Origin of the sequence: Streptomyces sp. ICC1, assembly GCF_003287935.1 — a bacterium.
GTDB classification, from domain to species: domain Bacteria; phylum Actinomycetota; class Actinomycetes; order Streptomycetales; family Streptomycetaceae; genus Streptomyces; species Streptomyces tritrimontium.
The window spans coordinates 31,572-53,132 of the sequence record NZ_CP030287.1 but is presented as its reverse complement, the minus strand read 5'-3'; the positions used below and the strand labels follow the sequence as shown (position 1 = coordinate 53,132).

The 21,561-nt window shown below is 70.5% G+C and carries 21 protein-coding genes and 1 pseudogene; 11 read left to right on the top strand and 11 right to left on the bottom strand.

Annotated features, from left to right (window positions below; translation table 11 throughout):
* Window positions 1–113 precede the first annotated feature (113 nt).
* From DRB96_RS00235 to DRB96_RS00215, 5 genes are all read left to right on the top strand, one after another.
* The gene (locus tag DRB96_RS00235; RefSeq protein ID WP_239516725.1) at window positions 114–1,622 is read left to right on the top strand and encodes a DnaB-like helicase N-terminal domain-containing protein; all 1,509 of its coding nucleotides are present in this window, start codon (window positions 114–116) and stop codon (window positions 1,620–1,622) included.
* Between the two features lie 340 nt (window positions 1,623–1,962).
* Window positions 1,963–2,760, top strand: coding sequence for a DUF2637 domain-containing protein (locus tag DRB96_RS00230; protein WP_343234495.1), 798 nt, complete (start codon window positions 1,963–1,965; stop codon window positions 2,758–2,760).
* Window positions 2,761–2,825: 65 nt separating this feature from the next.
* Window positions 2,826–3,425 (top strand): plasmid mobilization relaxosome protein MobC, encoded by a 600-nt coding sequence (locus tag DRB96_RS00225; protein WP_343234494.1) that lies wholly within the window; start codon window positions 2,826–2,828, stop codon window positions 3,423–3,425.
* Window positions 3,422–5,122, top strand: coding sequence for a relaxase/mobilization nuclease domain-containing protein (locus DRB96_RS00220; RefSeq protein WP_112446204.1), 1,701 nt, complete (start codon window positions 3,422–3,424; stop codon window positions 5,120–5,122). Before DRB96_RS00225 ends, DRB96_RS00220 begins: the two co-directional genes overlap by 4 nt.
* Before the next feature lie 358 nt (window positions 5,123–5,480).
* Window positions 5,481–5,861, top strand: a complete 381-nt coding sequence (locus tag DRB96_RS00215) for a hypothetical protein (protein WP_112446203.1) — start codon at window positions 5,481–5,483, stop codon at window positions 5,859–5,861.
* A gap of 68 nt (window positions 5,862–5,929) precedes the next feature.
* On the opposite strand, the gene DRB96_RS00210 is transcribed toward DRB96_RS00215, so the two are convergent.
* The 6 genes from DRB96_RS00210 to DRB96_RS00190 form a co-directional block, all read right to left on the bottom strand.
* Complete coding sequence (locus DRB96_RS00210) at window positions 5,930–6,367, bottom strand: NUDIX domain-containing protein (RefSeq protein WP_112446202.1); 438 nt, start codon at window positions 6,365–6,367, stop codon at window positions 5,930–5,932.
* 28 nt (window positions 6,368–6,395) lie between these two features.
* Window positions 6,396–7,226: a hypothetical protein gene (locus tag DRB96_RS00205; RefSeq protein WP_112446201.1), complete on the bottom strand. Its 831-nt coding sequence runs from the start codon at window positions 7,224–7,226 to the stop codon at window positions 6,396–6,398.
* Window positions 7,207–8,100 (bottom strand): aldo/keto reductase, encoded by an 894-nt coding sequence (locus tag DRB96_RS00200; protein ID WP_112446200.1) that lies wholly within the window; start codon window positions 8,098–8,100, stop codon window positions 7,207–7,209. The genes DRB96_RS00205 and DRB96_RS00200 overlap by 20 nt, the downstream gene beginning before the upstream one ends.
* A complete protein-coding gene (locus DRB96_RS00195) occupies window positions 8,097–9,281 on the bottom strand; it encodes a cupin domain-containing protein (protein WP_112446199.1) in 1,185 nt (394 codons plus the stop codon). The genes DRB96_RS00200 and DRB96_RS00195 overlap by 4 nt, the downstream gene beginning before the upstream one ends.
* 19 nt (window positions 9,282–9,300) lie before the next feature.
* A complete protein-coding gene (locus DRB96_RS45790) occupies window positions 9,301–9,432 on the bottom strand; it encodes a hypothetical protein (RefSeq protein ID WP_258054030.1) in 132 nt (43 codons plus the stop codon).
* Window positions 9,433–9,633: 201 nt separating this feature from the next.
* On the bottom strand, window positions 9,634–9,861 hold the full coding sequence (locus tag DRB96_RS00190; RefSeq protein ID WP_112446198.1) for a hypothetical protein: 228 nt from the start codon (window positions 9,859–9,861) through the stop codon (window positions 9,634–9,636).
* A 237-nt stretch (window positions 9,862–10,098) separates the two neighbouring features.
* Between DRB96_RS00190 and DRB96_RS00185 the strand changes: the two genes are divergently transcribed.
* The gene (locus DRB96_RS00185; RefSeq protein ID WP_112446197.1) at window positions 10,099–11,382 is read left to right on the top strand and encodes a helix-turn-helix transcriptional regulator; all 1,284 of its coding nucleotides are present in this window, start codon (window positions 10,099–10,101) and stop codon (window positions 11,380–11,382) included.
* On the opposite strand, the gene cutA is transcribed toward DRB96_RS00185, so the two are convergent.
* The gene (cutA, locus tag DRB96_RS00180) at window positions 11,379–11,696 is read right to left on the bottom strand and encodes a divalent-cation tolerance protein CutA (protein ID WP_112446196.1); all 318 of its coding nucleotides are present in this window, start codon (window positions 11,694–11,696) and stop codon (window positions 11,379–11,381) included. The two genes, DRB96_RS00185 and cutA, sit on opposite strands and share 4 nt — an antisense overlap.
* A gap of 176 nt (window positions 11,697–11,872) precedes the next feature.
* On the opposite strand from cutA, the gene DRB96_RS45785 reads away from it, so the two are divergent.
* Window positions 11,873–12,001, top strand: coding sequence for a hypothetical protein (locus tag DRB96_RS45785; protein ID WP_275431876.1), 129 nt, complete (start codon window positions 11,873–11,875; stop codon window positions 11,999–12,001).
* A gap of 55 nt (window positions 12,002–12,056) precedes the next feature.
* On the opposite strand, the gene DRB96_RS00175 is transcribed toward DRB96_RS45785, so the two are convergent.
* Window positions 12,057–12,725: a metalloregulator ArsR/SmtB family transcription factor gene (locus DRB96_RS00175; RefSeq protein WP_112446195.1), complete on the bottom strand. Its 669-nt coding sequence runs from the start codon at window positions 12,723–12,725 to the stop codon at window positions 12,057–12,059.
* Between the two features lie 38 nt (window positions 12,726–12,763).
* Between DRB96_RS00175 and DRB96_RS00170 the strand changes: the two genes are divergently transcribed.
* The gene (locus DRB96_RS00170) at window positions 12,764–14,176 is read left to right on the top strand and encodes an MBL fold metallo-hydrolase (protein WP_239515980.1); all 1,413 of its coding nucleotides are present in this window, start codon (window positions 12,764–12,766) and stop codon (window positions 14,174–14,176) included.
* On the top strand, window positions 14,173–15,441 hold the full coding sequence (locus tag DRB96_RS00165; protein ID WP_112446193.1) for an MFS transporter: 1,269 nt from the start codon (window positions 14,173–14,175) through the stop codon (window positions 15,439–15,441). The genes DRB96_RS00170 and DRB96_RS00165 overlap by 4 nt, the downstream gene beginning before the upstream one ends.
* Before the next feature lie 119 nt (window positions 15,442–15,560).
* Here the strand turns inward: DRB96_RS00165 and DRB96_RS00160 are convergent, their stop codons facing one another.
* The gene (locus DRB96_RS00160; RefSeq protein WP_112446192.1) at window positions 15,561–16,808 is read right to left on the bottom strand and encodes an NAD(P)/FAD-dependent oxidoreductase; all 1,248 of its coding nucleotides are present in this window, start codon (window positions 16,806–16,808) and stop codon (window positions 15,561–15,563) included.
* A gap of 459 nt (window positions 16,809–17,267) precedes the next feature.
* On the opposite strand from DRB96_RS00160, the gene DRB96_RS00155 reads away from it, so the two are divergent.
* Window positions 17,268–18,131: an MBL fold metallo-hydrolase gene (locus tag DRB96_RS00155; protein WP_112446191.1), complete on the top strand. Its 864-nt coding sequence runs from the start codon at window positions 17,268–17,270 to the stop codon at window positions 18,129–18,131.
* A gap of 598 nt (window positions 18,132–18,729) precedes the next feature.
* On the opposite strand, the gene DRB96_RS00150 is transcribed toward DRB96_RS00155, so the two are convergent.
* Window positions 18,730–19,005, bottom strand: coding sequence for an isoamylase early set domain-containing protein (locus DRB96_RS00150; RefSeq protein ID WP_112446190.1), 276 nt, complete (start codon window positions 19,003–19,005; stop codon window positions 18,730–18,732).
* Between the two features lie 206 nt (window positions 19,006–19,211).
* Here DRB96_RS00150 and DRB96_RS00145 point away from each other — a divergent pair, with 206 nt between their 5' ends.
* On the top strand, window positions 19,212–19,412 hold the full coding sequence (locus DRB96_RS00145; protein WP_112446189.1) for a hypothetical protein: 201 nt from the start codon (window positions 19,212–19,214) through the stop codon (window positions 19,410–19,412).
* 46 nt (window positions 19,413–19,458) lie between these two features.
* On the opposite strand, the pseudogene DRB96_RS00140 reads toward DRB96_RS00145, so the two are convergent.
* Window positions 19,459–21,533 (bottom strand): annotated as a pseudogene (locus tag DRB96_RS00140) (SpoIIE family protein phosphatase).
* Window positions 21,534–21,561: the final 28 nt, after the last annotated feature.

Genomic DNA, 21,561 nt, shown 5'->3' with positions numbered 1-21,561 from the left:
ACACCGAGGGGCCCAAAGCGCAAACCTCACGCCGCCCATCCCTGAACGACTGACCTGCGAGGCCGGGATTGCCGTCCCATGTGGCCCGCACGTAGAGGAGCTTCTTGTCCAGTATGGACGACCCCGCGCCGAACCCGCCACACCTCGCCGCGACCGACATGACCGCCGTGCCGCCGTACGACTCGGACGCGGAGGCCGCGGTCTTGGGCGCCTGCATGTTCAGCGCCGACATCATCGACGCGGTCCGCAACCTCCTTGAGGGGCCGGACTTCTACCGCCCCGCGCACGAGACTGTGTGGCGGGCGATCCTGGCCCTGCGCAGCGAGGACAAGCCGACCGACCCGATCGTGCTCGCCGACCGGCTGCGGGAGCAGGACGACCTGAATCGCATCGGAGGCGCGTCCTACCTCCACCAACTCGCGCAGGCCACACCTTCGGTCGGCGGCGCGATCCACTACGCCGGGATCGTGCGGAGGAAGGCGGACCTGCGGCGCCTGCGCGCCTCCGGCATGCGCACCGTGCAGCGGACTATGGAGCCGGGCGCCGACCCCGACTCGATCCGCAGCGAGGTCGCGGCCGAGGTCCGCGCCGAGGGCGAGCGCGCCCTGGCGTCCGGACAGGGACGGCTATCCCGGTTCATAACCGACGGGTGGAGCTTCGTCACCGAATCCGGTGCCGACACCGACCCGCTGTGGGGCACCCGCGAGCAGACCGCCTGGTCCTCCGGGGAGAGCCTGATGATCGTCGGCGCTCCCGGCGTCGGCAAGACGACCCTCGCGCACCAGGTGATCTTCGCCCGCCTGGGCCTGGCCGACAGCGTCCTGGACATGCCGGTCGCACCGGGCAAGCGGGTGCTGTACCTGGCGCTGGACCGGTACAAGCAGATCGCCCGCGCCCTGGCCCGCCGCATCAAGCCCGAGCACGAGACGCGGTTGCGCGACGGGCTGGCCGTCTGGCAGGGCCCGCTGCCCGCGACGCTCGACAAGGAGCCCGACCTCCTTGCCGACCTCGCCAATGCCCACGGGGCCGACACGATCGTGATCGACAGCCTGAAGGACGCGGTGAGCACCCTGGTCGACGACGCCCTCGGCGTCGCGTACAACAACGCCCGCCAACGGGCCATGCGCGAAGGGGTCGAGGTCCTGGAACTGCACCACCAGCGCAAGGCCGGCGAGGGCACACCGCGCGCCCAGAAGCCCACCCTGGACCGGGTGTACGGCTCCACGCACATCGTCTCCGGCGCGGGCAGCGTCCTGTACGTGGGCGGAGAGGCCGGCGACCTCGCCGTCACGCTCCACCACCTCAAGACCCCCACCGGGGAGATAGGCCCGCTCCAGGTCATCCACGACCACGAGCGCGGCACCACCAGGGTCGACCCCGCGCTGGATCCCGTCGAGATCCTCCGGGGGCGCCCCGACGGACTGACCGTCCGCGAACTCGCCCTCATCCAGAGCGGCGAGAACAACCCCGACCGCGCCGCCACCGAGAAGGCCCGTCGCACCCTGGACCGCCTCGTCAAGACCGGACTCGCGGTCAAGGCCGAAGGCGCCGCAGGCGGCAGCGGAGGCGGCCAGCAGGCCCGCTACCGCGCCTCCGTCAGGCACATCGGCGCCGTCTCCTAGCTCCGCGGTCGGGGCCTGCGAACCGTGCACGGGGGCGTACACGCGCCCCCGGGGCACGCCCCCGCCCACACGGTTTCGCCGACGTACACGATTCACACAAACCCGCAGGTCAGACGATCACGCACGCGTACGCCGTACACGTGCCAGAGCGTTCACGCGCGAGCCCCCCTTTAGAAGGGGGCTCGCGTGTACGCCCCCTCCGTGAACGCCGTGATCGCCTCCGCAGAAACCCACACGGAGCACCCTTCTGAGCACCAACAACGCCCCCGTCTCCCACCCCCGCTCCAGCACCCAGGCTGCCGGGAAGTACGTCCTCGTCGTAGCGGGAGCATTCATCCTCGTGCTGACCGCTGCCGCGTTCTGGCTCTCGTACGCGCACCTGGCCGAGGTCGCCGGACGCCACGGCCTGGCGGTCTCCCCCATACGCCAGTGGGCCTGGCCGGCGACCCTGGACACCTTCATCGTCATCGGCGAGCTGCTCATGCTCCATGCCGGCCTTCGCCGGGAGCCGGACGGCTGGGCGATCGCGCTGACCGCTGCCGGGTCGGTGGGCTCCATCGCGCTCAACGTGGCCGGGGTCAGCGGCAGCGGGGACACCCCGGTCCCCGTCCTCGACTACGTGGTCGCCGCCGTCCCGCCGACTGCTGCGCTGCTCGCCTTCGGCGTCCTGATGCGTCAGGTGCACCGCCTCGTCGCAATGCCGGATCCGGGTGCCAGCAGCCCGCCCGAGGTCTCCCTCCCCGACGCCACAAACTCTGTGGTCAACCGCGACAACCCCTTGGTGGACTCCGGAACCGCCCCCCTACCCGAGTCCCCCTCGTCCGCTCCCAGCGGCCTCCGCCACGGTGAGAGCACTCCCACGGAACAAGCGGCCGTCAGCACAGTGGCGCAAGGCGTCGAGCAAGTGGCGGAATCCCGGACCCCGCCGAAAAAGCGCGCCGGTCGCAAAGCCACCGTCCCGCTCGACGAGCTCCTCGTCATCGCGCGCAACGCCCCGACCGGACGCAATGGCCGCGCCTCCAGCCGCCACATCGAGAAAGCCGTACGCGCACACGGACTGCCCATCGGCCGGGACCGCCGGGACGAACTCACCCTTCAGGTACAGGCCGAGCTCGACGAGGCAACCAGCACCACCTGAGGCATACCCGACTGGCCCCGAACCAGCCGGTCCGACCACCTCCACGACAGGAGCAGCACCCGCACATGCACGACTACGAGAAGCCCCCACTCATCGGCCAGCAGCCGACCCCCACCCCAGCAAACAGCGCAGCAAGTTGGAGGTTCGGACACTCCCCCGTCGGGGGCGCGTCCGAACCGGAGCCCGCCCCGGGGGTGGCGGGCTCCGTCCCGCGCCAGGGGGCACGGGACGGAAAGGCGGCGGCCGAGGGCGGACCGCAGCCTGCCAAGCGCCGGGGCAAGCCCCGGCCCCGAGCCAGCGAGCAGCGCCTCGCACGAAGCGTCCGCCTCAGCGAGCCAGAGCTCGCGCTCGCCTCCGCCGGCGCAGCGGCCGTCGGCATGACCCTGGCCGGCTTCCTCGCGCACAGCACACTCGCCGCTGCCCGCGACCTGAGCCGCACCGCTGCCGTCATCGCCACCGAGCAGGACGTCCTCACCACCCTGTTCGCACTGCGCCGCCAGCTCGGCATCGCGAACAACAACCTCAACCAGACGGCCAAAGCCCTGCACCTGGGCATCGCCCCCGAAGGACTCGACGACACCATCGCCGCCGTCCGCCGCGCCGTCGAGGACATCCGCCAGCTGACGACCCGCATGATCAACCCCGAAGGAACCCAGACCGCTTGATCCCCTCCATCCACAAGCAGGGCGGCGACACCGCCGGTCTGCTCGCCTACCTCTTTGGCGCCGGCCGGACCGAGGAGCACGTCGACCCTCACCTGGTCGCCTCCTTCGACGGCCTCGCCCCTGACCCCGGCCGCGACCTCGGCGCCACCGAGGAGGATCTCCAGCAGCTCCTCGACGAACCCCTCCACCTGCTCCCTGCGGGCACCCGACCGGACAAGCACGTCTGGCACGCCTCCGTCAGAAGCGCCCCCGGCGACCGCACGCTCACCGACGCCGAGTGGGCGGACATCGCCCGCCGCGTCATCGCCGCCACCGGCATCGACCCTGGCGACGGTGCGGGCTGCCGTTGGGCGGCCATCCGCCACGCCGACGACCACGTCCACCTCATCGCCACCCTCGTACGCGAAGACGGCCGCAAGCCTGACCACCACCGCTCCGGCAAGCGCGCCCAGGCGGAATGCCGTCGCATCGAGGCCGACTACGACCTCTACCGTGTGGCGCCCGGGGACGGGACCGCAGCCAAGCGCCCCACCAGCGCCGAACGCCACAAAGCCCAGCGACAGGGCCGGGACCGTACCGCCCGCGAGGAACTGCGCGAGACCGTCCGCCGCGCTGCAGCGGGTACCGGGTCGGAGGCGGAGTTCTTCGACCGCGTCGCCTCCGCCGGCCTCCTCGTCAAGCGCCGGATAGCCCCCTCCGGCGACACCCTCGGCTACACCGTCGCCCTGCCCGAGGACCGCAACAAGGACGGTGCGCCCGTCCACTACTCGGGGTCCAAGCTCGCGCCCGACCTCTCCCTGCCCCGCCTCCGCGAACGCTGGACGGGCGCACAGGCCCGGCCTACGCCCGCCCAGGCAAGCCGTCCCGCATCCGCTCGTCGCCGCGCCACGGGAGCTGTCTGGCAGGCGGTGCTCCTCATCGATCACGGTGACGACGGAACCGTGGCCGCCCAGCTCGCCGCCGCCGGCGAAGTCCTCGACGCCCTCGCCAAGACCTCCGCCGCCCACACCCGCACCCAGCTGCGGCATGCGGCCACGGCCTTCGAGCGGGCGGCCCGCTCCCACGTGCGCGCCGAACGCGGCCAGGACGAGGCCCTGCGCCAAGCTGCCCGCGATCTCGTGCACAGCGGTCCGGCCCTGGGGCGGGGCCAGGACGGTGCCACGGGCGCGATGCTGATCGACATGGCGTTCTTCCTCGCCGTAGCGGCCTCCGCCTGGCACGCCAAGAAGAACCACGCCCAGCAGGCCGTCGCCGCCCTCCAGGCAGCCGACCACCTCCGGGCCGCCTACGAAGCCGCCGCGGCCCAGCCCATGACCCTCCTCCAGCAGCGGGGCCGCCACATGTCCCGGCCCCTGCAAGACCGGCAAGCAGCGGCCCTGCGCCACGCCATCCCCGACCTGGCGGAACAGATCCTGGCCGAACCCGGCTGGCCCGGCCTGGCGGCCACCCTCGCCTACGCCCAGGCCGCTGGCCACAGCCCCGCCGACCTGCTCGCCGAAGCAGCCCAGCAGAGGGAGTTGGGCAGCGCCACCTCTATCAGCGAAGTCCTCGTCTGGCGGCTTCGGCACCTTGCGCAGCTACCCGCCGACCCCGTCACCGCGCCCTCCGGCATCGCGCGCACCGGCAGCGTCCAGGCCCCGCCGTCCACCACACGGACGACCGTCAAGGCCGCCGGCGACAACGCTCGCCGTCGCTGAGCCGACCCATCGCGGCGCCGCTTATATCCGACGATCCAGGATTATCGAATTCCCGGATCCTGCGGAGCATTGAAGGCACCACCAGCAATCGCCCCGCAAGGAATCCTCGTATGCCCAAACCAAATTCCGACCCGGAATCATCGTGCCCGAAGCGCGGCACGAGCATCCAGGCTCACCCCGCTGCTCCCACCTGGCCTCTCGGCACAGGGCGGCCGACCGCCCAGGCTGCACACCGCTTCCGTCACCGCTGACCGGAGCGCGCGGCGCAACATAGCCGACGATCCCCGGTCAGCCAAACCGGGGAATCTCCAGACACTTGAAACAACGCCCTTCCCGCACACTTTCGAGGAGCACTCGCATGCCTGAAACCGAAATCCGACCCGCCGTCGTCGCCCTCCTCTGCGACTCGGACTTCAAATACCGGCGCGACACCAAAACCTGGTCCCACATAGACGGCCGCCCCTTCACCAAGGAGGAGCAGACCACCGCCTTGCACGCCACGCGCGACGAGTTCGAAGAGTTCGCCGCGCAGCACACTCGCTACATGGAGTACCTGCGGACGACGGAGGAAGCCCCGGAAGCCCTCCAGCGGTTCCTCGCCCCGTTCATGGATCAACTCACGAAGAAGACCCTCGGCAATGCCGTCGAGCTCACGGGTGAGGCCGAAAGGGCCCAGCTGGACCAGCTGCTTGGCCGAATGACCGAGCCCCCTCGCCGCTTCACCGCGTACACCTTCTGACCAACACCACCCACCGGGGCCAACGCGATTCCGCGTTGGCCCCGGTGGCATGTCCGCATGGCGTACGGCTAGGCCACGACCCCAGCTCCGAGCGTGCCGGCGCCGATGGCGCCCCGTAGGACGCGGGCGATCTCCTCGGGCTTGAGGTCGATGCCGTCGAGCCCCTCCACGGTCAGCGGGATCTCCTCCAGCGCGTACTCGCCACGGCCCTCGGCGGTGAACTCGGGGCCGGTCCGGTCCTCGAAGGACCATGTCGCGATGCGGGCGAGGTAGAAGAGCTGACGCTCGGTGTCGGACTCCGTCGTGTGCAGGAGGCGGACGATGTCGGCCTTCCCCGCGATCTCTTCGTGGATCTCCCGGTGGAGGGCGGCCTCCCGGGACTCGTCGCTCTCCTCGACCCCGCCGCCGGGGAGCACCCAGTACATGGGGATTCCGGGCTTGGTGCGGCGGATGACCAGCATCGTGTCGGCCGCGGTGACGAGGACGGCTCGGACTCGTTCGATCATGTTGGTCTGTCTCCTTGGTTGTTGACGCTCAGCGAGGAAGGATGCCCGTCACTTCCTCCGCGCGCTGGCGCAACAGTGGAGCCAGCTCCCTGTACCAGCCGCGGCCGACGGCCTGGAGCATTTCGGCGAGGGCGACCTGTTCGCCGATCCGGCCGGCGGGTGTGTCCAGGACGTCGGCGAACTCGGTGCGGATGCGTGCGGCGACGGCGGGGACGCGGAGGCTGTTGACGTAGAGCATGGCCGGGTCGTAGCCGACAGGAACGGCGCCCCAGCGTTCCCAGTCGAGGATGACTAGGGGGTGGTGGGTGAGGTTGGCCCACTGGAGATCGGCGTGCCCGGTGACGCGTTCGGTGATGGTCGGCGCGGGGATGCCGAGGAACTCGGGGAACACGCGGTCCGCCCAGGACTGACGGATGGTCTCGCGGGGCGGCTCGGCAGCGCTGAGGGCGTCCAGGCTCTCCCGCAGCGTCGCCCACCAGGAGCCCGGGAGACCTGGGTCCTCCGTGAGGTCGGGGGTTTCCGGGGAGATGACGGGCTGGGCGATGTAGTCGATCAGCTCGGCCTCGAAGACGTACTCCCCACCCTCCCATCGGTACAGGTCGTGAAGGTGGGGGCGGGACACCTTGTCCGAAACCCGTTCCTCGGCGAGCGCGATGCCCTCGTTCCGGGTGGTGGGGGTCTTGGCAGCTTCGCCGCAGTGGACGCGGAGCCAGTGGCCGTTCTCGGTGCGGGAGCCGACGGTCCGGCCGAGCCATCCCCAGGACAGCGGGCCCGTCGGAGCGGTGGCCAGATGTGAGGATGCGGTGGCGAGGGCGTCCTCCATGCGGGCCCTGGTGATCTCATCCTTGGGCGAGTACATCGATGACCCTCCTGAGCTGGTCCGGTTCGAGCGGCGAGGCGATGGCCTCCTTGGCGGCCTTCCAGTGCTGCGGCGTACTGGCGGACAGCAGTACCACGTCCAGGCTCGGGCAGGACGCCGCAGTCAGGAGGCAGGCGGCGGCCGTGCTGGTGCCGGGTCGGATGAACTCGGCGAGTTCGGGTGTGGCCAAGTCGAGGAGTTCGCCGCCATGCAGGGGTGAGGAGCCGAATGTGAGCAGGCCGGCGGCGCGAGCCTGGACGAGCGGGCCCCGCCCGCCGAGGGCGAGCGCGATCGGGCGGACCATGACGAGGCTGACCGGCTGCTGGATCGCGCCGAGGTGGTGTTCACCCGATCCGGCGGCCTCTTTGGCCAGGCCGAGGAGTTCGGGGACGGTGAATGCCTCGTGCTGGAAGCCGGACCAGGTGGCCACTCCGTATCCGGCGATGCGGCCTTCGGCGGCGTACTCCTCCAGCTCGCAGAACACGTCGCGCAGCCGGGCGTGCAGCACCCCACGGTCCTGGTGGGCGTGCTCGGGGTTGTGGACGAACACGATGTCGGCGCGGCCCAGGGTCGCGAGGGAGCGATCGGTCTGCCAGCGGGCGAAGCCGGGGTGGAGGCTGTGGCCGACTGCGGCTTCCCCGGGTGGGAGGACTCCGGCCGCCACTGCGGCCTCGCCTTCCTGCTGGGTGAAGAAGCCAGTCTTCGTCGCGATCATGGCGCGGGGGTGGTCGGCGATGACCGGGCCGAGTGCCTGGTGGGCCGTGGCGTAGTTGGGTGCGGTGTCCAGCCACACCAGCCCGTCGGAACACGCCGCGCGCGCCGGCTCCTCGACAGCGCGCACCCGGTACGTCCCGAGGCCGAGGGCGGCGGTCACCTGGGTGCCCCGATCACGGCGGCGGCCTGTCCGCCGACCAGAGCCGAGACGATCTCAGCGCTCTGGGCGACGGTGAGGCCGGATGCGGCGGCGAGGTCCCCGAGCGTGACCGGCGGCCCGCCGGCCAGGCGGTGCAGCAGCGGTGCGGCGCGCAGTGCGAAGGTCCACTCGCGCCCGGCGCCGGAGAAGGTCACCGCCTCGGCGTCCTGGTCCACCCGGGCGCGGGGCACGGTGACCTGGACGGTGATCCCGGGCTCGGGCGGAACGGTCGCCAGGTGCGGCAGGGAAAGGCGCGGGTGCCCCGGGTGTGTGGTGTCCAGCGACCTCTCCCACCGGTCCAGAACCGCCGGGTCCTCCAGAGCGGACAGCACCTCCTTGCGTACGGCGCCCAGGTAGTCCGCCCGCTTTTCGGGCGTGCCGAAGCGGGGGACGTCGGAGCGGACGGTTGCGCTGGTCCGGAGGTCGTCGCACAGCCATCCCAGGAACTCCGCACCGGTCTGCGTGGCCAGCCCGAAGGTGAGGTGGAGCGATGCGGTGCCCTGGTCGGCGCTCACCGCGTGCCACCAGCCGCGCGGGAGGTAGAGGAGATCGCCGGGCGTCAGGACGATGTCCGCGATCGGCTCGCCCGTCGGGGCCTCGGGAGCTTCGACGTCGCGCCAGGCGGGGGCCTGCCGGGTGGGTCCGTAGATCTTCCACCGCTTGGAGCCTTCGAGTTGGAGGACCACGACGTCGTGGTCGTCCCAGTGGGTACCGAAGCCCTCTTCGGACGTCCAGGAGGCGTACGCGTTGGCCTGGACGGGGGTCCGGAAGAACCGTTCGAGGCCGGCGGCGGCTGCCCGGACGGGCGGGTGGATCTGGTCGATCGCGTCGATGACGAGGGACGCCCCCTCGGCGAGGCGCGCGTGGAACTCCGTCGGCTGAGGCTGGTACCAGGACACCCCGCGCCGGTTCGTGCGCAGGACGGAGTACGCCGTCGCGGGGACGGCCTCCCCCGCGCGGGAGAGTCGCATGCGGGGCGGCTCCAGCCGGTGCGCGGCGACGATCTCGTTGATGTCGTCCCAGGTCAACAGGGTGGGAACGGCGGCGCCGGCTGAACGGATCACTGCGTGGGCGCGGAAACACGTCTGGGCGAGGAACGTGTCCCCGCCCAGACGCTGCGCCCACGATGCGGAATCAATCACCGTGGGTCTCCTCGGTCGATCAGGTGTCGTTCATGTCCGACTTGCCACCGGTGTTGTCCGAAGCCTCTTCGGCGCGCGACCGCGCCGCGTTGATCCGGCGGACACCGATCAGCAGACCACTGGCCTGCTCGGTGGGAGCGTTCTCGTTCATCCCGTACTCCTTCCTGATCCTTGATGTGGCCCGCAGGGGTTCCTGCGGGAAATCTGGGGGCGGGGATGGTGCTGCGCGTGCACCCGCGGTGTCAGGGCGCGGTGTCGCCGGCGAGGGCGAGAGTGACCACCAGGACGCAGGTGGCCGCGATGTAGATCAGGACTGCGAGCTGCTGGCGCCATCCCCGCAGGGCCCTGCGGTTCAGCCTCGCTCCAGGCTGGAGGGGTCCTTGACGATCCACTCCGAGCCTCCGCCCTCGGGCCGGGCGAAGACCGCGTTCGCGTACGAGACGCGGGTGGCCGGGTCTTCGTACTCGCCGATGAACTGGACGATGCCCCGCCGGTTCTCCAGCGGGTCGAAGACCGGCGTTCCTTCGCTGACCCAGCCGGGCATGGTCTGACGCTGGCGCGGACGGATCTGAGGGGCCACGGCTCTCTCCTTGGGCTCGGGCTGGCTCTTCGCTCCGGGGGACGCAGCGGGCCGCAGGTGCGACATGGGGTACGGCCTTGCGGCCCGCTGCGAGGGGGAGGCCGCCTTTCCCGGGCGGCTGTGACCAGTCAACTGCCGTACGCGTTTGGATGGATGGGCCAGAAGGCATGGCCATTCCGGGGACATGGCCAGGTTTTATGGCCAGGCTGGGATCAGGGCTCTGCCGACGGTCGGGGGATGGCGATGATGACCACGAACGAGGGCGACGGTGTGGAGCCGATCGGGCCGCTGCTGCGGCGCCTGCGCATGGCCGGCGGACGCACGCAGGAGGGTCTGGCGGCCGATCTCTCCGTGCGCCGGGGGTACCCGCTGGAGCAGGGCGCGGTCTCCAGGTGGGAGACCCACGAGCGGCTGCCCGACCCGGCTTCACGGGCGCTGCTGGCCGCGGAGTTCGGCGTACCGGAGGAGGAGCTCCGTCGGGCTGTCGCTCTCGCCCGACGCCTTCGCCGACAGGAGCAGAAGGACCAGACCGACCAGGAGAACGAAGTGTTCGACCGCCGCGGATTCATGACGGCTTCGGCCGGCGCCGGGATCGCCGTCATACAGCCCTCTTCTCTGCTCTCATCAGGACGGAGGATCGGAGCAGACGTCCCACGGCAGTTGAGCCAGCGCACCGCCCGGCTCCGGCGCCTCGACGACTTCGTGGGCGGTGGCGACACCTACCAGATGTACGTCCGCGAGCTGGCGACCACGACCCGTCTGGCCGACGAGGGGGTCTACAGCGAGGCGACCGGCAGGGGACTGCGGGGAATCATCGCCGAACAGGCCCAACTCGCAGGCTGGGCGGCATACGACGCGGGCCAGTACGAGGAGGCCCGCGGGCACTACATGACCGCCCTGGCCGCATCACGCACGGCCCAGGACAGCTCCCTGGAAGGCAACTCGCTGGCCTTCCTCGCGTACCTGGAATGGACCGTGGGCGGCGACTCCGGGATCCGCTTCGCCACGGCCGCGTACGAGGCGCTCGGTCCGGGGACGGCACCCGTCGTACGGGCACTGCTGGCCGACCGACTGGCCTGGCAGCACGCGACCTCGGGGAACGCCCGGGAAGCGGACTACGCCCTGGGCCTCGCCGAGGAGGCGATCCACGAGCCCGGCGACGAGCCGGGCCCCGACTGGGCGTACTGGGTGGACCACGACGAGATCGCGATCATGACGGGCAGGTGCTGGTCGGAGCTGCACCGGCCCCTGCGGGCGATCCCGGCCCTGGAGGACGCCCTGGGCCGGTACGACGACTCCCGGTCCCGAGACAAGGCGCTCTACCTGTCGTGGCTGGCGGCGGCCTACCTGGACGCCGGCGAGATCGAGCACGCGACCGTGATCACGACCCGGGTGTTCGACCTCTCCGAGGGACTCGCGTCGATCCGGCCGATGGTGCGGGCCCGCCTGATGGTCAAGCGACTGGAGCCCCACCGGTCCATCGCCCCGGTCGGTGCGCTGCTGGAACGGGCCAAGGGCTAGCGGGTGGCCCGCGTGATCCAGTCCAGGTACTCGGCACGGCCGGCGTCGATGGTGAAGGCGATGACCTCGGGCGAGTCGTAGGGATGGTTGTCCGCCAGGTGCTTCTCCAGCGCTTCGCGCCGGTCACCGGCCGTACGGAAGGTCACCTGGAACTCAGTCCCCTCGGAGACCTGTCCGAGGTGCCGGTACGTCGTCTCGATGGGCCCGGTCACCTGCCCGGAAGCGGCCAGATTCGCCTCCACTGCTGAGCGCGACAGCTTCCGCGCGGCGTCCTGATTGTCCACGGTCGTGATCACGATCAAGAAGTCAGCCATGGGGGCAACGTACCTGGCCTGACGCTGCGTTGGCTTGCACAGGCCATTGATTCCGGCGAGATCGACGAGAACCGATCACGCCGGGCGCCCCGCACGACCCCAGCACCTTTACGCGCTCCTGGCCAAACGGGTGACGCGAGCCTTTACCGCGCCTGCCGGAACCCTACTTTCGGAGCATGTACCTGAAGAACGGGAAGAACGATCACCGCATGACCAACCCCGGCATCGACCTCGACGCACTCCCTCCGGACACCCTCGTCACCCAGAAGGCCTGGCCAGTTCCCGCCTCGACTGCGACGCCATGAGCCGGTACAGCCCCCAGCGGAGCGCGTGACTCGTGGGACGGGTGCAGGCAAAGGATCAGGCGGCGGCCTCCGCCTCGACAGGCAGGTCGGCCAGACGCCATTCCAGCATGCCGTCGGTGAGTCGCAGGGCCTTGCGGCCGTGCTGGTGGAGCAGGCGTACGGCGTCGTGGGCGAGGACGCAGTAGGCGCCGCGGCAGTACGCGACGACCTCGACGTCGTCCGGTAGTTCGGCGATGCGCTCGGCGAGTTCCTCGACCGGGATGGAGATCGCGCCGGGAATGTGGCCTGCGGCGTATTCCTCGGCCGGGCGGACGTCGAGGACGACGACTTCGCCCGCTTGGGCGCGGGCCCGTAGTTCCTCTCGGTCGACCTCTTCCGCTGCGTCCGTGCCGAGGTATGCGGTGCGAGCCGGTTCGACGGCGGCCTGGTGGGTTTGGGCGACCTGGCGCAGGAGGGCGTAGAGGGCAGCGACGTCGTCGCCGGCGAGGCGGTAGTGGATCCGTACCCCCTCTCGGCGGGTGGCGACGAGTCCGGCCTGCTTGAGGGTCTGCAGGTGCGCCGAGGCCGTGGTCAGGTTCAGTCCGGCCGCCTTGGCGAGCGCGTCCACCGTGCGCTCGCCCTGCGCCAGCAGGTCGAGCAGTTCCAAGCGCTTCCCGCTGCTCAGTGCCTTGCCCGTGAGGGCGAAAGCGTCGTACAGGGCCGACTTGCGTACGGCATCTCCCATGGCATCCTCCATAGATCCATGGAATATTGTATCCGTGGATGGGCGCTGGAACCACCGAGCCCCTACCGTGTCACCTGGAGGACCTGATGGGCTTCGCCGACGATCAATTGATACCGCTGGTCGACGAGGGGCTGGGAAACAGCTCCTACCTCGTCGACCTCGGTGACGGACGCGCCCTCGCGGTGGACGCGAGCCGGGACCTGCGCGCACTGCGGGCCGCTGCCGGACGGCGGCGGCTGCGGGTGGCGTACGCGGCCGACACCCACCTGCACGCCGATTTCCTCTCCGGCGCCGTCCAGCTCGCGCACGACGACGACGCGACGGTCCTGGCCTCGGCAGCCGGCCACCGCGCCTTCCCGCACACGCCCCTCGCCGACGGCGACGAGACCGACCTCGGCGGCCTGACCCTCCGCGCGCTGGCCACCCCCGGCCACACCGACGAACACCTCTCCTTCCTGCTCCTGGACGGCACCCGCGAGCTGGGCGTCTTCACCGGGGGTTCGCTGATCGTCGGCTCAGCCGCGCGCACCGACCTCCTCGGCGCCGACCGCGCCGAGGAGCTGGCCCGTGCCCAGTACCGGTCGTTGGGGCGCCTGGCCGAGCTGCCGGACAGCACGGCGGTCTGGCCCACCCACGGCGCGGGCTCGTTCTGCTCCGCCCCTCCCGGCGCCGAGCGCACCACAACCATCGGTGACCAGCGTCGGGCCAACCCGCTGCTCGCTGCGCCGGACGAGGACGCCTTCGTGCGGCAGCTGCTGGGGAGTCTCGGTTCCTACCCGGCGTACTTCGACCGGCTCGGTGAGGTGAACCGGCGCGGGCCCGCGGTCCTAGGGTCCGCGCCCACGCTCGCCCCGCTCACGGTGGCCGAGGTCCGCGGCCTCCTCGGCCAGGGCGCTCAGCTCGTCGACGTCCGCTCCGTCGCCGATTTCGCCGCAGGCCACATACCCGGCGCGATCTCCAACCCGCTACGCGGGCAGTTCGCCACCTGGCTCGGCTGGCTGCTGCCCGACGACAGCCCGCTCGTGTTCGTCACCTCCCCCGGTCAGGACCTCGCGGAGCTCACCTGGCAGGCCCTGAAGATCGGATACGAGCGGCTGGCCGGGCACCTCGAAGGCGGCATGGACGCCTGGACCACCGCCGGGGGACAGCGCCAGAGCATCGAACTGCTCACCGCCGACCGCATCGGGGGCCGGCCCGTACTGGACATCCGCCAGCGTGCGGAACACACCGCGGGGCACATCGCTGACGCGGTCCACATCGAACTCGGCGATCTCGCAGCCCGCTCAGGCGAGGCTCCGGCCGGCGCCGTGGTGGCCTGCGGTCACGGCGAGCGCGCCATGACGGCCGCCAGCCTCCTGCAGCGCGCCGGGCAGCGGGATCTCGCCGTCCTCGACGGCGGCCCGGGTGACTGGGCCAAGGCCACCGGCCGCCCCCTGCAGGAGGGGGCGTGAGCATCCACGCAAGCGGCGATTCCAGTACCGGCATACGGCTCGGACTGCGGGCCAACCTCCCCCAGTTCGCCCTGCTCGTCGCGGTCAACGCGCTCGTCGGCGGGATGCTCGGCCAGGAACGCACCGTCCTGCCACTGCTCGCCGACGACGTCTTCCACCTCTCCGCCTACACCGCCGCCCTCACCTACATCGTGGCGTTCGGCGCGACGAAGGCCGTCACCAACTTCTTCGCCGGGACCTGGTCGGACCGGTACGGCCGCAAACCGGTCCTGATCGCCGGATGGCTGATCGCCCTGCCCGTGCCCGCGATGCTGGCCTGGGGCCCGTCCTGGGGCTGGATCATCGCCGCGAACATCCTGCTCGGCATCAACCAGGGCCTGACCTGGTCCACCACCGTCATCATGAAGATCGACCTGGCCGGCCCCGAACGCCGGGGACTCGCCATGGGCTTCAACGAAGCCGCCGGATACGGCGCCGTCGCCGCGACCGCCATGGCCACCGGCGCCATCGCCGAACACGCCGGACTACGCCCAGCACCGTTCCTGCTCGGGGCCGCCTACGTCGTCCTGGCTCTGGGCCTGTCCGTCTTCGCCGTACGCGAGACCCGCGACCACGCCCGCCTCGAGGCCGACCGCCACACCAACCCCACGGGCGGCGGCCACGACGGGGAACTCACCACCGGGCAAATCGCCCGCCTGACCAGCCTCCGCGACAAAGCCCTTTCGGCCGCAAGCCAGGCCGGCCTCGTCAACAACCTCAACGACGCCCTCGCCTGGGGCATCTTCCCCCTGCTCTTCGCCGCCCACGGCCTGTCCATCGCCCAGATCGGCATCCTCGCCGCCCTCTACCCCGCCGTCTGGGGCGCAGGACAGATGCTCACCGGCTGGTGGTCCGACCACATCGGCCGCAAACACCTCATCACCGCGGGCATGCTGCTCCAGGCCGCCGCCATCGCCCTCGTCGCCGCCGGCACCACCTTCGGCGTCTGGGCCACCGCGCAAATCCTGCTGGGCATCGGCACCGCCCTGGTCTACCCCACCCTGCTCGCCATCATCGGCGACGTCGCCCACCCCGCGTGGCGAGCCCGCGCCGTCGGCGTCTACCGGCTCTGGCGGGACGGCGGCTTCGCCGTCGGCGCCCTCCTCGCCGGCGTCCTCGCCGACGCCTACGGCCTGACCACCGCCATCTACGCCATCGCCGCCCTCACCGCCGCCTCCGGCCTCCTCGTCGCCGTCCGCATGTACGAAACACACCCCCGCACCTGACCACCACACCGTCGAGGTTCCCCAGCCACACGAGGCGCCGGGGCACCTGTCGGCGTCGCCGCACCTCCCGGTGACGACACGCTACGCCGGGGCGCGTGCCACTACGCCGGTCAAGGCGGTCAGGCCGCGTTCCCCGTATGGCCGCTCATCCGTTCCTCCATGTGTCCGAAGAACACCTCGGGCGGCGTCACTCCAGCCGTCACCCTGGCGAACTCGTCCTGCGCCGACGGGCTCTGGGACACCGCGAGGAGCAGCTGCTCCATCTCGGGAGGCGGCGGCTCCAACGTTGCGAACTCCGCCGTGAATTCGTACATGCTCATGACCTGGGCATCCCTCGCCTCCTGGGTCGCCCGCATGGCTTCGTCGAAGGGCTGCCGTCCGTCGAGTGTGTCGCCCAGTGCCCGGGCGCACCGCTCCGCATCCCGGAAGGCGTCCTGGATGCCCTGGGCGGTGATGGGGTCCTTCAGGTATCCGGCATCGCCGACCAGCACCCAGCCTGGGCCGTAGGGCTTGCGGAAGTAGTTGGGGATGGCCATGCCCAGGAACCGCTCGGCCCGGGTGGCGGCCGAGACCCGCTCGGCGAAGGCCGGCGCCAGGGCCAGCGTCGCACGGTAATTGCCTTCGACGTCCGCACGGTTGGCCTCGAAGTCACGCATCGGCCAGGCGCAGATGAGCAGTGTCAGATCGTCGTTGGTGGGCCAGGCGGCGAAGGCCCGGTCCCCGCGGTCGTACGCCTCGAACGTCCCGCGCATCGGAAGCCCGGACCAGTAGGTGTAGTAGTAGGCGTTGATCTTCGGTTTCTCCGCGTAGCCGACGGCGCCCACCGCCTTCGCGACCGACGAGTGGAGTCCGTCCGCGCCCACGACGAACCGGGCGTACTCGGTGACGGTCCTCCCGTCCTTGCCGTGGCCCTTGATACCGGTCACCGTGTCCCCGTCGGTCAAGATCTCCTCGACGGTGAACCCCTGGCGCACCTCGGCACCGGACTCCGCCGCAGCGTCGATGAGGATCTCGTCCAGGACGGTGCGTCGCGGTGCGTACGAGGCGTCGAAGCCCTCTCCGGCCGGCGAACCCGTGATGGTGAAGGGGCCGAGGTCAAACGCGTAGGTGTCGATGGGCGGGCAACCGGTCTCGACCACCCGATCCAGCAACCCCCAACGCTCCAGCGCGGCGAGGCCCGGCGGGTGGATCAGATGGGTGGAGATCGTGTCGCTCGGAAACGTCGCCCGGTCGACCAGGAGGACCCTGTGTCCGAGGCGGGCGAGAAGCATGGCGGTCGGTGCCCCTGCGCAGCGTCCACCGACGACGATCACGTCGTGGTCGCGGGTGCCGGTGTCGGTGCCAGTCGCGCCGGCTGCACTGGACATGGCCCCACCTGCCCATCGGTCGGCACCGCCCTCCCGGCTCCTGATCCGGTCGATCAGGAGCCGGGAGGCCCACCCGTCGTCGCGATGCGGTTTCGGCCCCCTTCCACGCTAGACCAGGCTCGGCTTCGGGGCCCGCCGGAGCACGTCGAGGAGGTTGCGGAGACCTTCACCGCGATCCCGTCAGTGGTGTCCCGGAAACACGGGAGCTACGCGGACGAGCAGCCCGCATCGAGGGCTGAACACGCCGGCCTGTGCCTACGTGACCGGTGACAGGCCTGGACGCCGGACGGCGGCGGGCTGGTGGTCGTGTTGCGGATCGGATGCGAGCCCGCAGGATGGGTCTTGGAAGTCGGGTCGGCAGCTCGTCGAGTCCCGGCCCTGGGTCCGAGGCCAACCTGGCGCCCGACCAAGCCGGATGTGTTGGCCTGGATCTCGACGAGAGTGGAAGGTAGCCACTACATGCCGGAAGCCACATCAGCGCTGCGGTACGAGACGTTGTGCTTGCGCCGGTCAGGTCTGACCCGCGACCTGCCGGCCGGCACTCCGCCAGAGCTCCAGTGGGTGGTCAACACCGCGACACTGATCCTCGGTGAGCGTGACGCCGCGCTGGTCGACACGTTCCTCACCGTCGAACAGAACCAGCAGCTCGTCGACTGGGTGAAGGCCCACGACCGCAACCTGGCCTACGTCTACATCACGCATGGCCATGGCGACCACGGCTTCGGCGTGAAGCAGCTCCTCGAGGCATTTCCCGAGGCCAAGGCGATCTCGACCGCCGCAGCCGTGGCCAAGGCGAGGTTCGAGGGCACACCGCCCTACGTCGACACCTTCTGGACCTCGCGTTTCCCTGGGCAGGTCCCGCTGCCCCAGGTCTTCCCGGAAGTCCTTGAAGGCGACACCTTCACCCTCGAAGGCCATGAGCTACGGGCAGTGGAGACCGGCTTCACCGACTGCGAGGGCAGCACCGCGCTGTGGGCGGCGGACCTGCGGCTGGTCGTCGCCGGCGATGTCGCCTACAACGGCATCCACCAGTACCTGGGCGAGACCACCACCGCGTCACGCGAGGAGTGGATGCGCGCCACCGACACGCTCGCCGCACTCGACCCCGCCTACGTCGTCGCCGGCCACAAGAACCCCGACCTGCCCGACGACCCGAAGATCCTGGCCGAGACCAAGCAGTACCTGGCGGACTTCAACCGGCTCGACGCCGAGACCAAGACTGCGGCCGAACTGTACGAGGCGATGCTCGCCCTGTACCCGACCCGGGCGAACCCGGGCTCACTCTGGGGTGGAGCAAAGCGGGCCAAGGCGTCATCGCAGTAACGTCACGCCCGGCCAACGACAGACTGCCGACGCTCAGACTCGCCTGCCGGGGCCACTCGGGAGCCGAAGCCCCTGACCCAGAGACCAGCCCTCGGCATCGCACAGGTCGAGCCGCCCAGCGAAGCAGCGATTGCGCTTGCAAGGTCCCCTCTCGGGCATGCCGTCGTTGGGCCTCGGCATCGCCGGTATCGCCACCTGGGTCGAACCCTCGCCGGGCGTGTGCCGGGTACATGCCCCAACCGTGCCCTTAAGGACGGTCAGCAGCGGTCAGAAGGGGATCGCGGAGGGGCTCTACGAAGAACACCCCAGGAACTGTTTGTGCAGGTCAGGTGCCATCTCCACACGCTCCGCGCAGTAGATTCCCAAGCTTATAGCGCGGGTTCGATTCCCGTCATCCGCTCCACAGCAAAGCCCCAGGTCAGCGACCTGGGGCTTGTTTGTTGCCCAGATTCTGTTGGGCTCTTACCATCAGTGCCCTCGCGGGACGTCAGGTTGGGCCCCAAGGACCTACTCGATGTCGAGTGGCTGCCGTCAGTCGTCTTCCACAGGGAGGCCGACGTGCCGCGCCAGCCGGTGTCAGGTCACGCCGCTGGGTCCATCAGGTGTGCAGACGGCTGTTGGGTCCGTCCTGGTCGCCGGCGCTCTCGTCGTTGAACCAGTAGTCACCGGCGGCCAGGTACCGGAAGGAATGCGTGCTCTTGCTCGGCAGTTCGACCGTGACGGCCCGTTTTCCGTCTTTGCGCGGCCGCAGGGTGTGGGTACCGGGCTGCCAGTCGTTGAAGTCGCCCACCACGCTGACCGGGCCGGGCGGGGTGTCGGCGGGCAGGACGAAGGTGACCTCCGTGCGGTCCTTGCGCAGCGTGCGCTCCAGCATGAGACGGGCTCCTGACAGCAGGGGGCGGGTGGGAATCGCGCCCATCCTCGGCGCCGAAGGGACGGCCCGCCTTCCGACGCCGCCACACCGAGGACGGGTGTCACCCGTAAGCCACACCAGGTAGGCGAGATGATGCAGATTGTCACTATGCGTGTCAGCGTGATCCGCGAGGAATCCAACCCCACGGATCTGGAGGAGTCTCTGTCATGGGCGATTCACAGGACAGGCATCAGGAGCCGGGCAAGGGCCGCGAGGCGCAGGAGCATCATCGCCCCGGTGACCCCGCGCACCCCCAGCCGGGCAAGGCGTCCCGCGAGCAGGGACAGAAGCAGGGCCGGAAGGAGACTTCGCGCCGCCGCGAGGACGACCTGTTGCGCGAGGAAGACCTGCACGACGAGTCGCTCTGACCAGAGCACCACTCACCCACACACCCAGAGCCCGGCCGCGGGAGTGTCAGGGCTGGACCCGGGCGATGAGCAGGGCGACGTTGTCGTGGTCGCCGGGGCGACGCAGGGCGTGGAGGAGCATGTCGCAGGTCTCCTCCAGGGATCGCGGCGGCGTTGCGAGGAGGGCGAGGAGGGCGTTCAGGCGTTCGTCGATGGCCTGGTCGCGGGTTTCGACCAGGCCATCGGTGTAGAGGACCAGTTGGTCGCCCGGGTACAGATCGAACGTGGTGGTGTGGAAGAGGATCCCGCCGACACCGAGAGGGACCGCGGTGGGCAGTTCCAGTAGTTTGGGCGGCCGTCCGCGACGCATCAACACGGGGGGCATGTGCCCCGCGTTGGAGATGAGGCAGCGGGTGTGGCGGGGGTCGTAGACCGCGTAGACGCAGGTCGTGATGGTCTGCCCCATGGGTTCGGTCAGGCGGTCGAGGTGACGCAGTACCTGCGCGGGGTCGAGGTCGAGTTCGGCCAGTGTGCGGGTCGCGGTGCGGAGCTGACCCATGGTTGCGGCGGCGCTGATGCCGCTGCCCATGACGTCGCCGACGACGAGGGCGGTCTTGTCGCCCGTCAGGGGGATGACGTCGAACCAGTCGCCGCCGACCTCGTCCGCCGCTTGGGCGGGCTTATAGCGGTAGGCGATGTCCAGGCCGGGCGGGTCCGGCGGCTCCTGAAGGAGGAGGCTGCGCTGGAGGGTGAGGGCGGTTTTGCGTGCCTGCTGGTACCAGCGTGCGTTGTCGATGCACACGGCGGCCCGCGCGGCCAGCTCGCCGGCCAGGACCTCGTCGTCGGCCGTGAACGGTTCCGGATTGCGCAGGCGCTTGAGGTCGAGGGCACCGAGGACTTCGCCGCGGGCGATGAGCGGCACGGCCAGGTAGGAGTGGAGGCCTGCGGCGGCCAGCATGCCGACGGCTTCGGGACTGCGGGCGATGCGGATCAGGTCATCGGCGTCCACGCGCGGCACGCGGACCGGGCGGCCGGTGTTCACGCACCGGGTGACCAGCCGGTCGGCGTCGTAGCGTGCCACCTCACCCGGCGGATCGGCCGCGCGCACCGCGTCGGTGGGGTACGCGGCAGCCACGGCCAGGGCCCTGAACACCGCTGACCCTTCGTGTACGGCAACGGCTGCCCGGCTGTGCAGGATGCTGTCGAGCACGTCCACCGCGGCCACGTCGGCCAGCTCCGGCACGGAGACCTCGGCGAATTCGCGGGCGGTCTGGTCGAGATCGAGCGTGGTCCCGATGCGCAGGGAGGCATCGGCTACGAGCGCGAGGCGCTGCCGGGCCCGGGCGGCCTCGGCTTTGTCGCGATGCCGCTCACTGACGTCGACGACGGACGTCGCGACGCCGAGCACCTTCCCGTTGGAAGCCTCCAGCCGGTAGAAGGACACCGACCACACGTGCTCACGGTCGGGGTCGGCCGGGGTGCGCAGCTTTGGACTCGCGGTCAAGGATCGGGATTCCGTCGGCCAGAACGTCACGCATCGCGGACTCGATGGCCTCGGCGTCCAAGAAGGGCAATGCCTCGCGGACGTTCCGGCCGACGTGCTCGGCAGCCGGCAGACCGTTGATACGTTCCAGCGCCGGATTGACGGTCACGTACCGCAGATCGGTGTCTATCACCGCCAGCCCGATCGGGGACTGCGAAATCAGCCGGGTGGACAGCGCCAGATCCCGCTCCACCCGCCGCAACGTCGCCTGGTCGGTGGCCAGGCCCAGGGCATAGACGCCTTTCCGGCCGTCCTCCAGCCGCATGTTCCGAACTCCACCAGCCGCGTGCCGCCATCCTTGTGCCGCACGGGAAACACGCCCGCCCAGCTCCCCCCGCCCGCCATGACCCGAGCGAACAGGTCGACCACCAGCTCCAGGTGCTGCTCGTGGACCGTAGCCGGCCCGCGAACCGGCCGAGAGCCTCAGCAGAGGTGTATCCGAACAGCTCCTCGGCCTGCGGGCTCCACAAGGTGATCCGCCCGTCCGCGTCGAGCACCACGGCCGCCACCTTCAGGACATCCAGTAGCCCACCGGGCTCGGGGGAATCACCATCCGACGGCTGGCCGGGGTAGGCCGGGAAGGGTTCGGTTGCGCGCATCCCGGGACTCCTTCCACCCGCTGCCCGC

Excerpts from the sequence above, each read along its gene's own strand:
- DRB96_RS00235 (WP_239516725.1), top strand. The coding sequence starts at position 114 with ATGGACGACCCCGCGCCGAACCCGCCACACCTCGCCGCGACCGACATG.
- DRB96_RS00225 (WP_343234494.1), top strand. The coding sequence starts at position 2,826 with ATGCACGACTACGAGAAGCCCCCACTCATCGGCCAGCAGCCGACCCCC.
- DRB96_RS00215 (WP_112446203.1), top strand. The coding sequence starts at position 5,481 with ATGCCTGAAACCGAAATCCGACCCGCCGTCGTCGCCCTCCTCTGCGAC.
- DRB96_RS00210 (WP_112446202.1), bottom strand. The coding sequence starts at position 6,367 with ATGATCGAACGAGTCCGAGCCGTCCTCGTCACCGCGGCCGACACGATG.
- DRB96_RS00205 (WP_112446201.1), bottom strand. The coding sequence starts at position 7,226 with ATGTACTCGCCCAAGGATGAGATCACCAGGGCCCGCATGGAGGACGCC.
- DRB96_RS45790 (WP_258054030.1), bottom strand. The coding sequence starts at position 9,432 with ATGAACGAGAACGCTCCCACCGAGCAGGCCAGTGGTCTGCTGATCGGT.
- DRB96_RS00185 (WP_112446197.1), top strand. The coding sequence starts at position 10,099 with ATGGCGATGATGACCACGAACGAGGGCGACGGTGTGGAGCCGATCGGG.
- cutA (WP_112446196.1), bottom strand. The coding sequence starts at position 11,696 with ATGGCTGACTTCTTGATCGTGATCACGACCGTGGACAATCAGGACGCC.
- DRB96_RS45785 (WP_275431876.1), top strand. The coding sequence starts at position 11,873 with ATGTACCTGAAGAACGGGAAGAACGATCACCGCATGACCAACCCCGGC.
- DRB96_RS00175 (WP_112446195.1), bottom strand. The coding sequence starts at position 12,725 with ATGGGAGATGCCGTACGCAAGTCGGCCCTGTACGACGCTTTCGCCCTC.
- DRB96_RS00170 (WP_239515980.1), top strand. The coding sequence starts at position 12,764 with ATGGGCGCTGGAACCACCGAGCCCCTACCGTGTCACCTGGAGGACCTG.
- DRB96_RS00160 (WP_112446192.1), bottom strand. The coding sequence starts at position 16,808 with ATGTCCAGTGCAGCCGGCGCGACTGGCACCGACACCGGCACCCGCGAC.
- DRB96_RS00155 (WP_112446191.1), top strand. The coding sequence starts at position 17,268 with ATGCCGGAAGCCACATCAGCGCTGCGGTACGAGACGTTGTGCTTGCGC.
- DRB96_RS00150 (WP_112446190.1), bottom strand. The coding sequence starts at position 19,005 with ATGCTGGAGCGCACGCTGCGCAAGGACCGCACGGAGGTCACCTTCGTC.
- DRB96_RS00145 (WP_112446189.1), top strand. The coding sequence starts at position 19,212 with ATGGGCGATTCACAGGACAGGCATCAGGAGCCGGGCAAGGGCCGCGAG.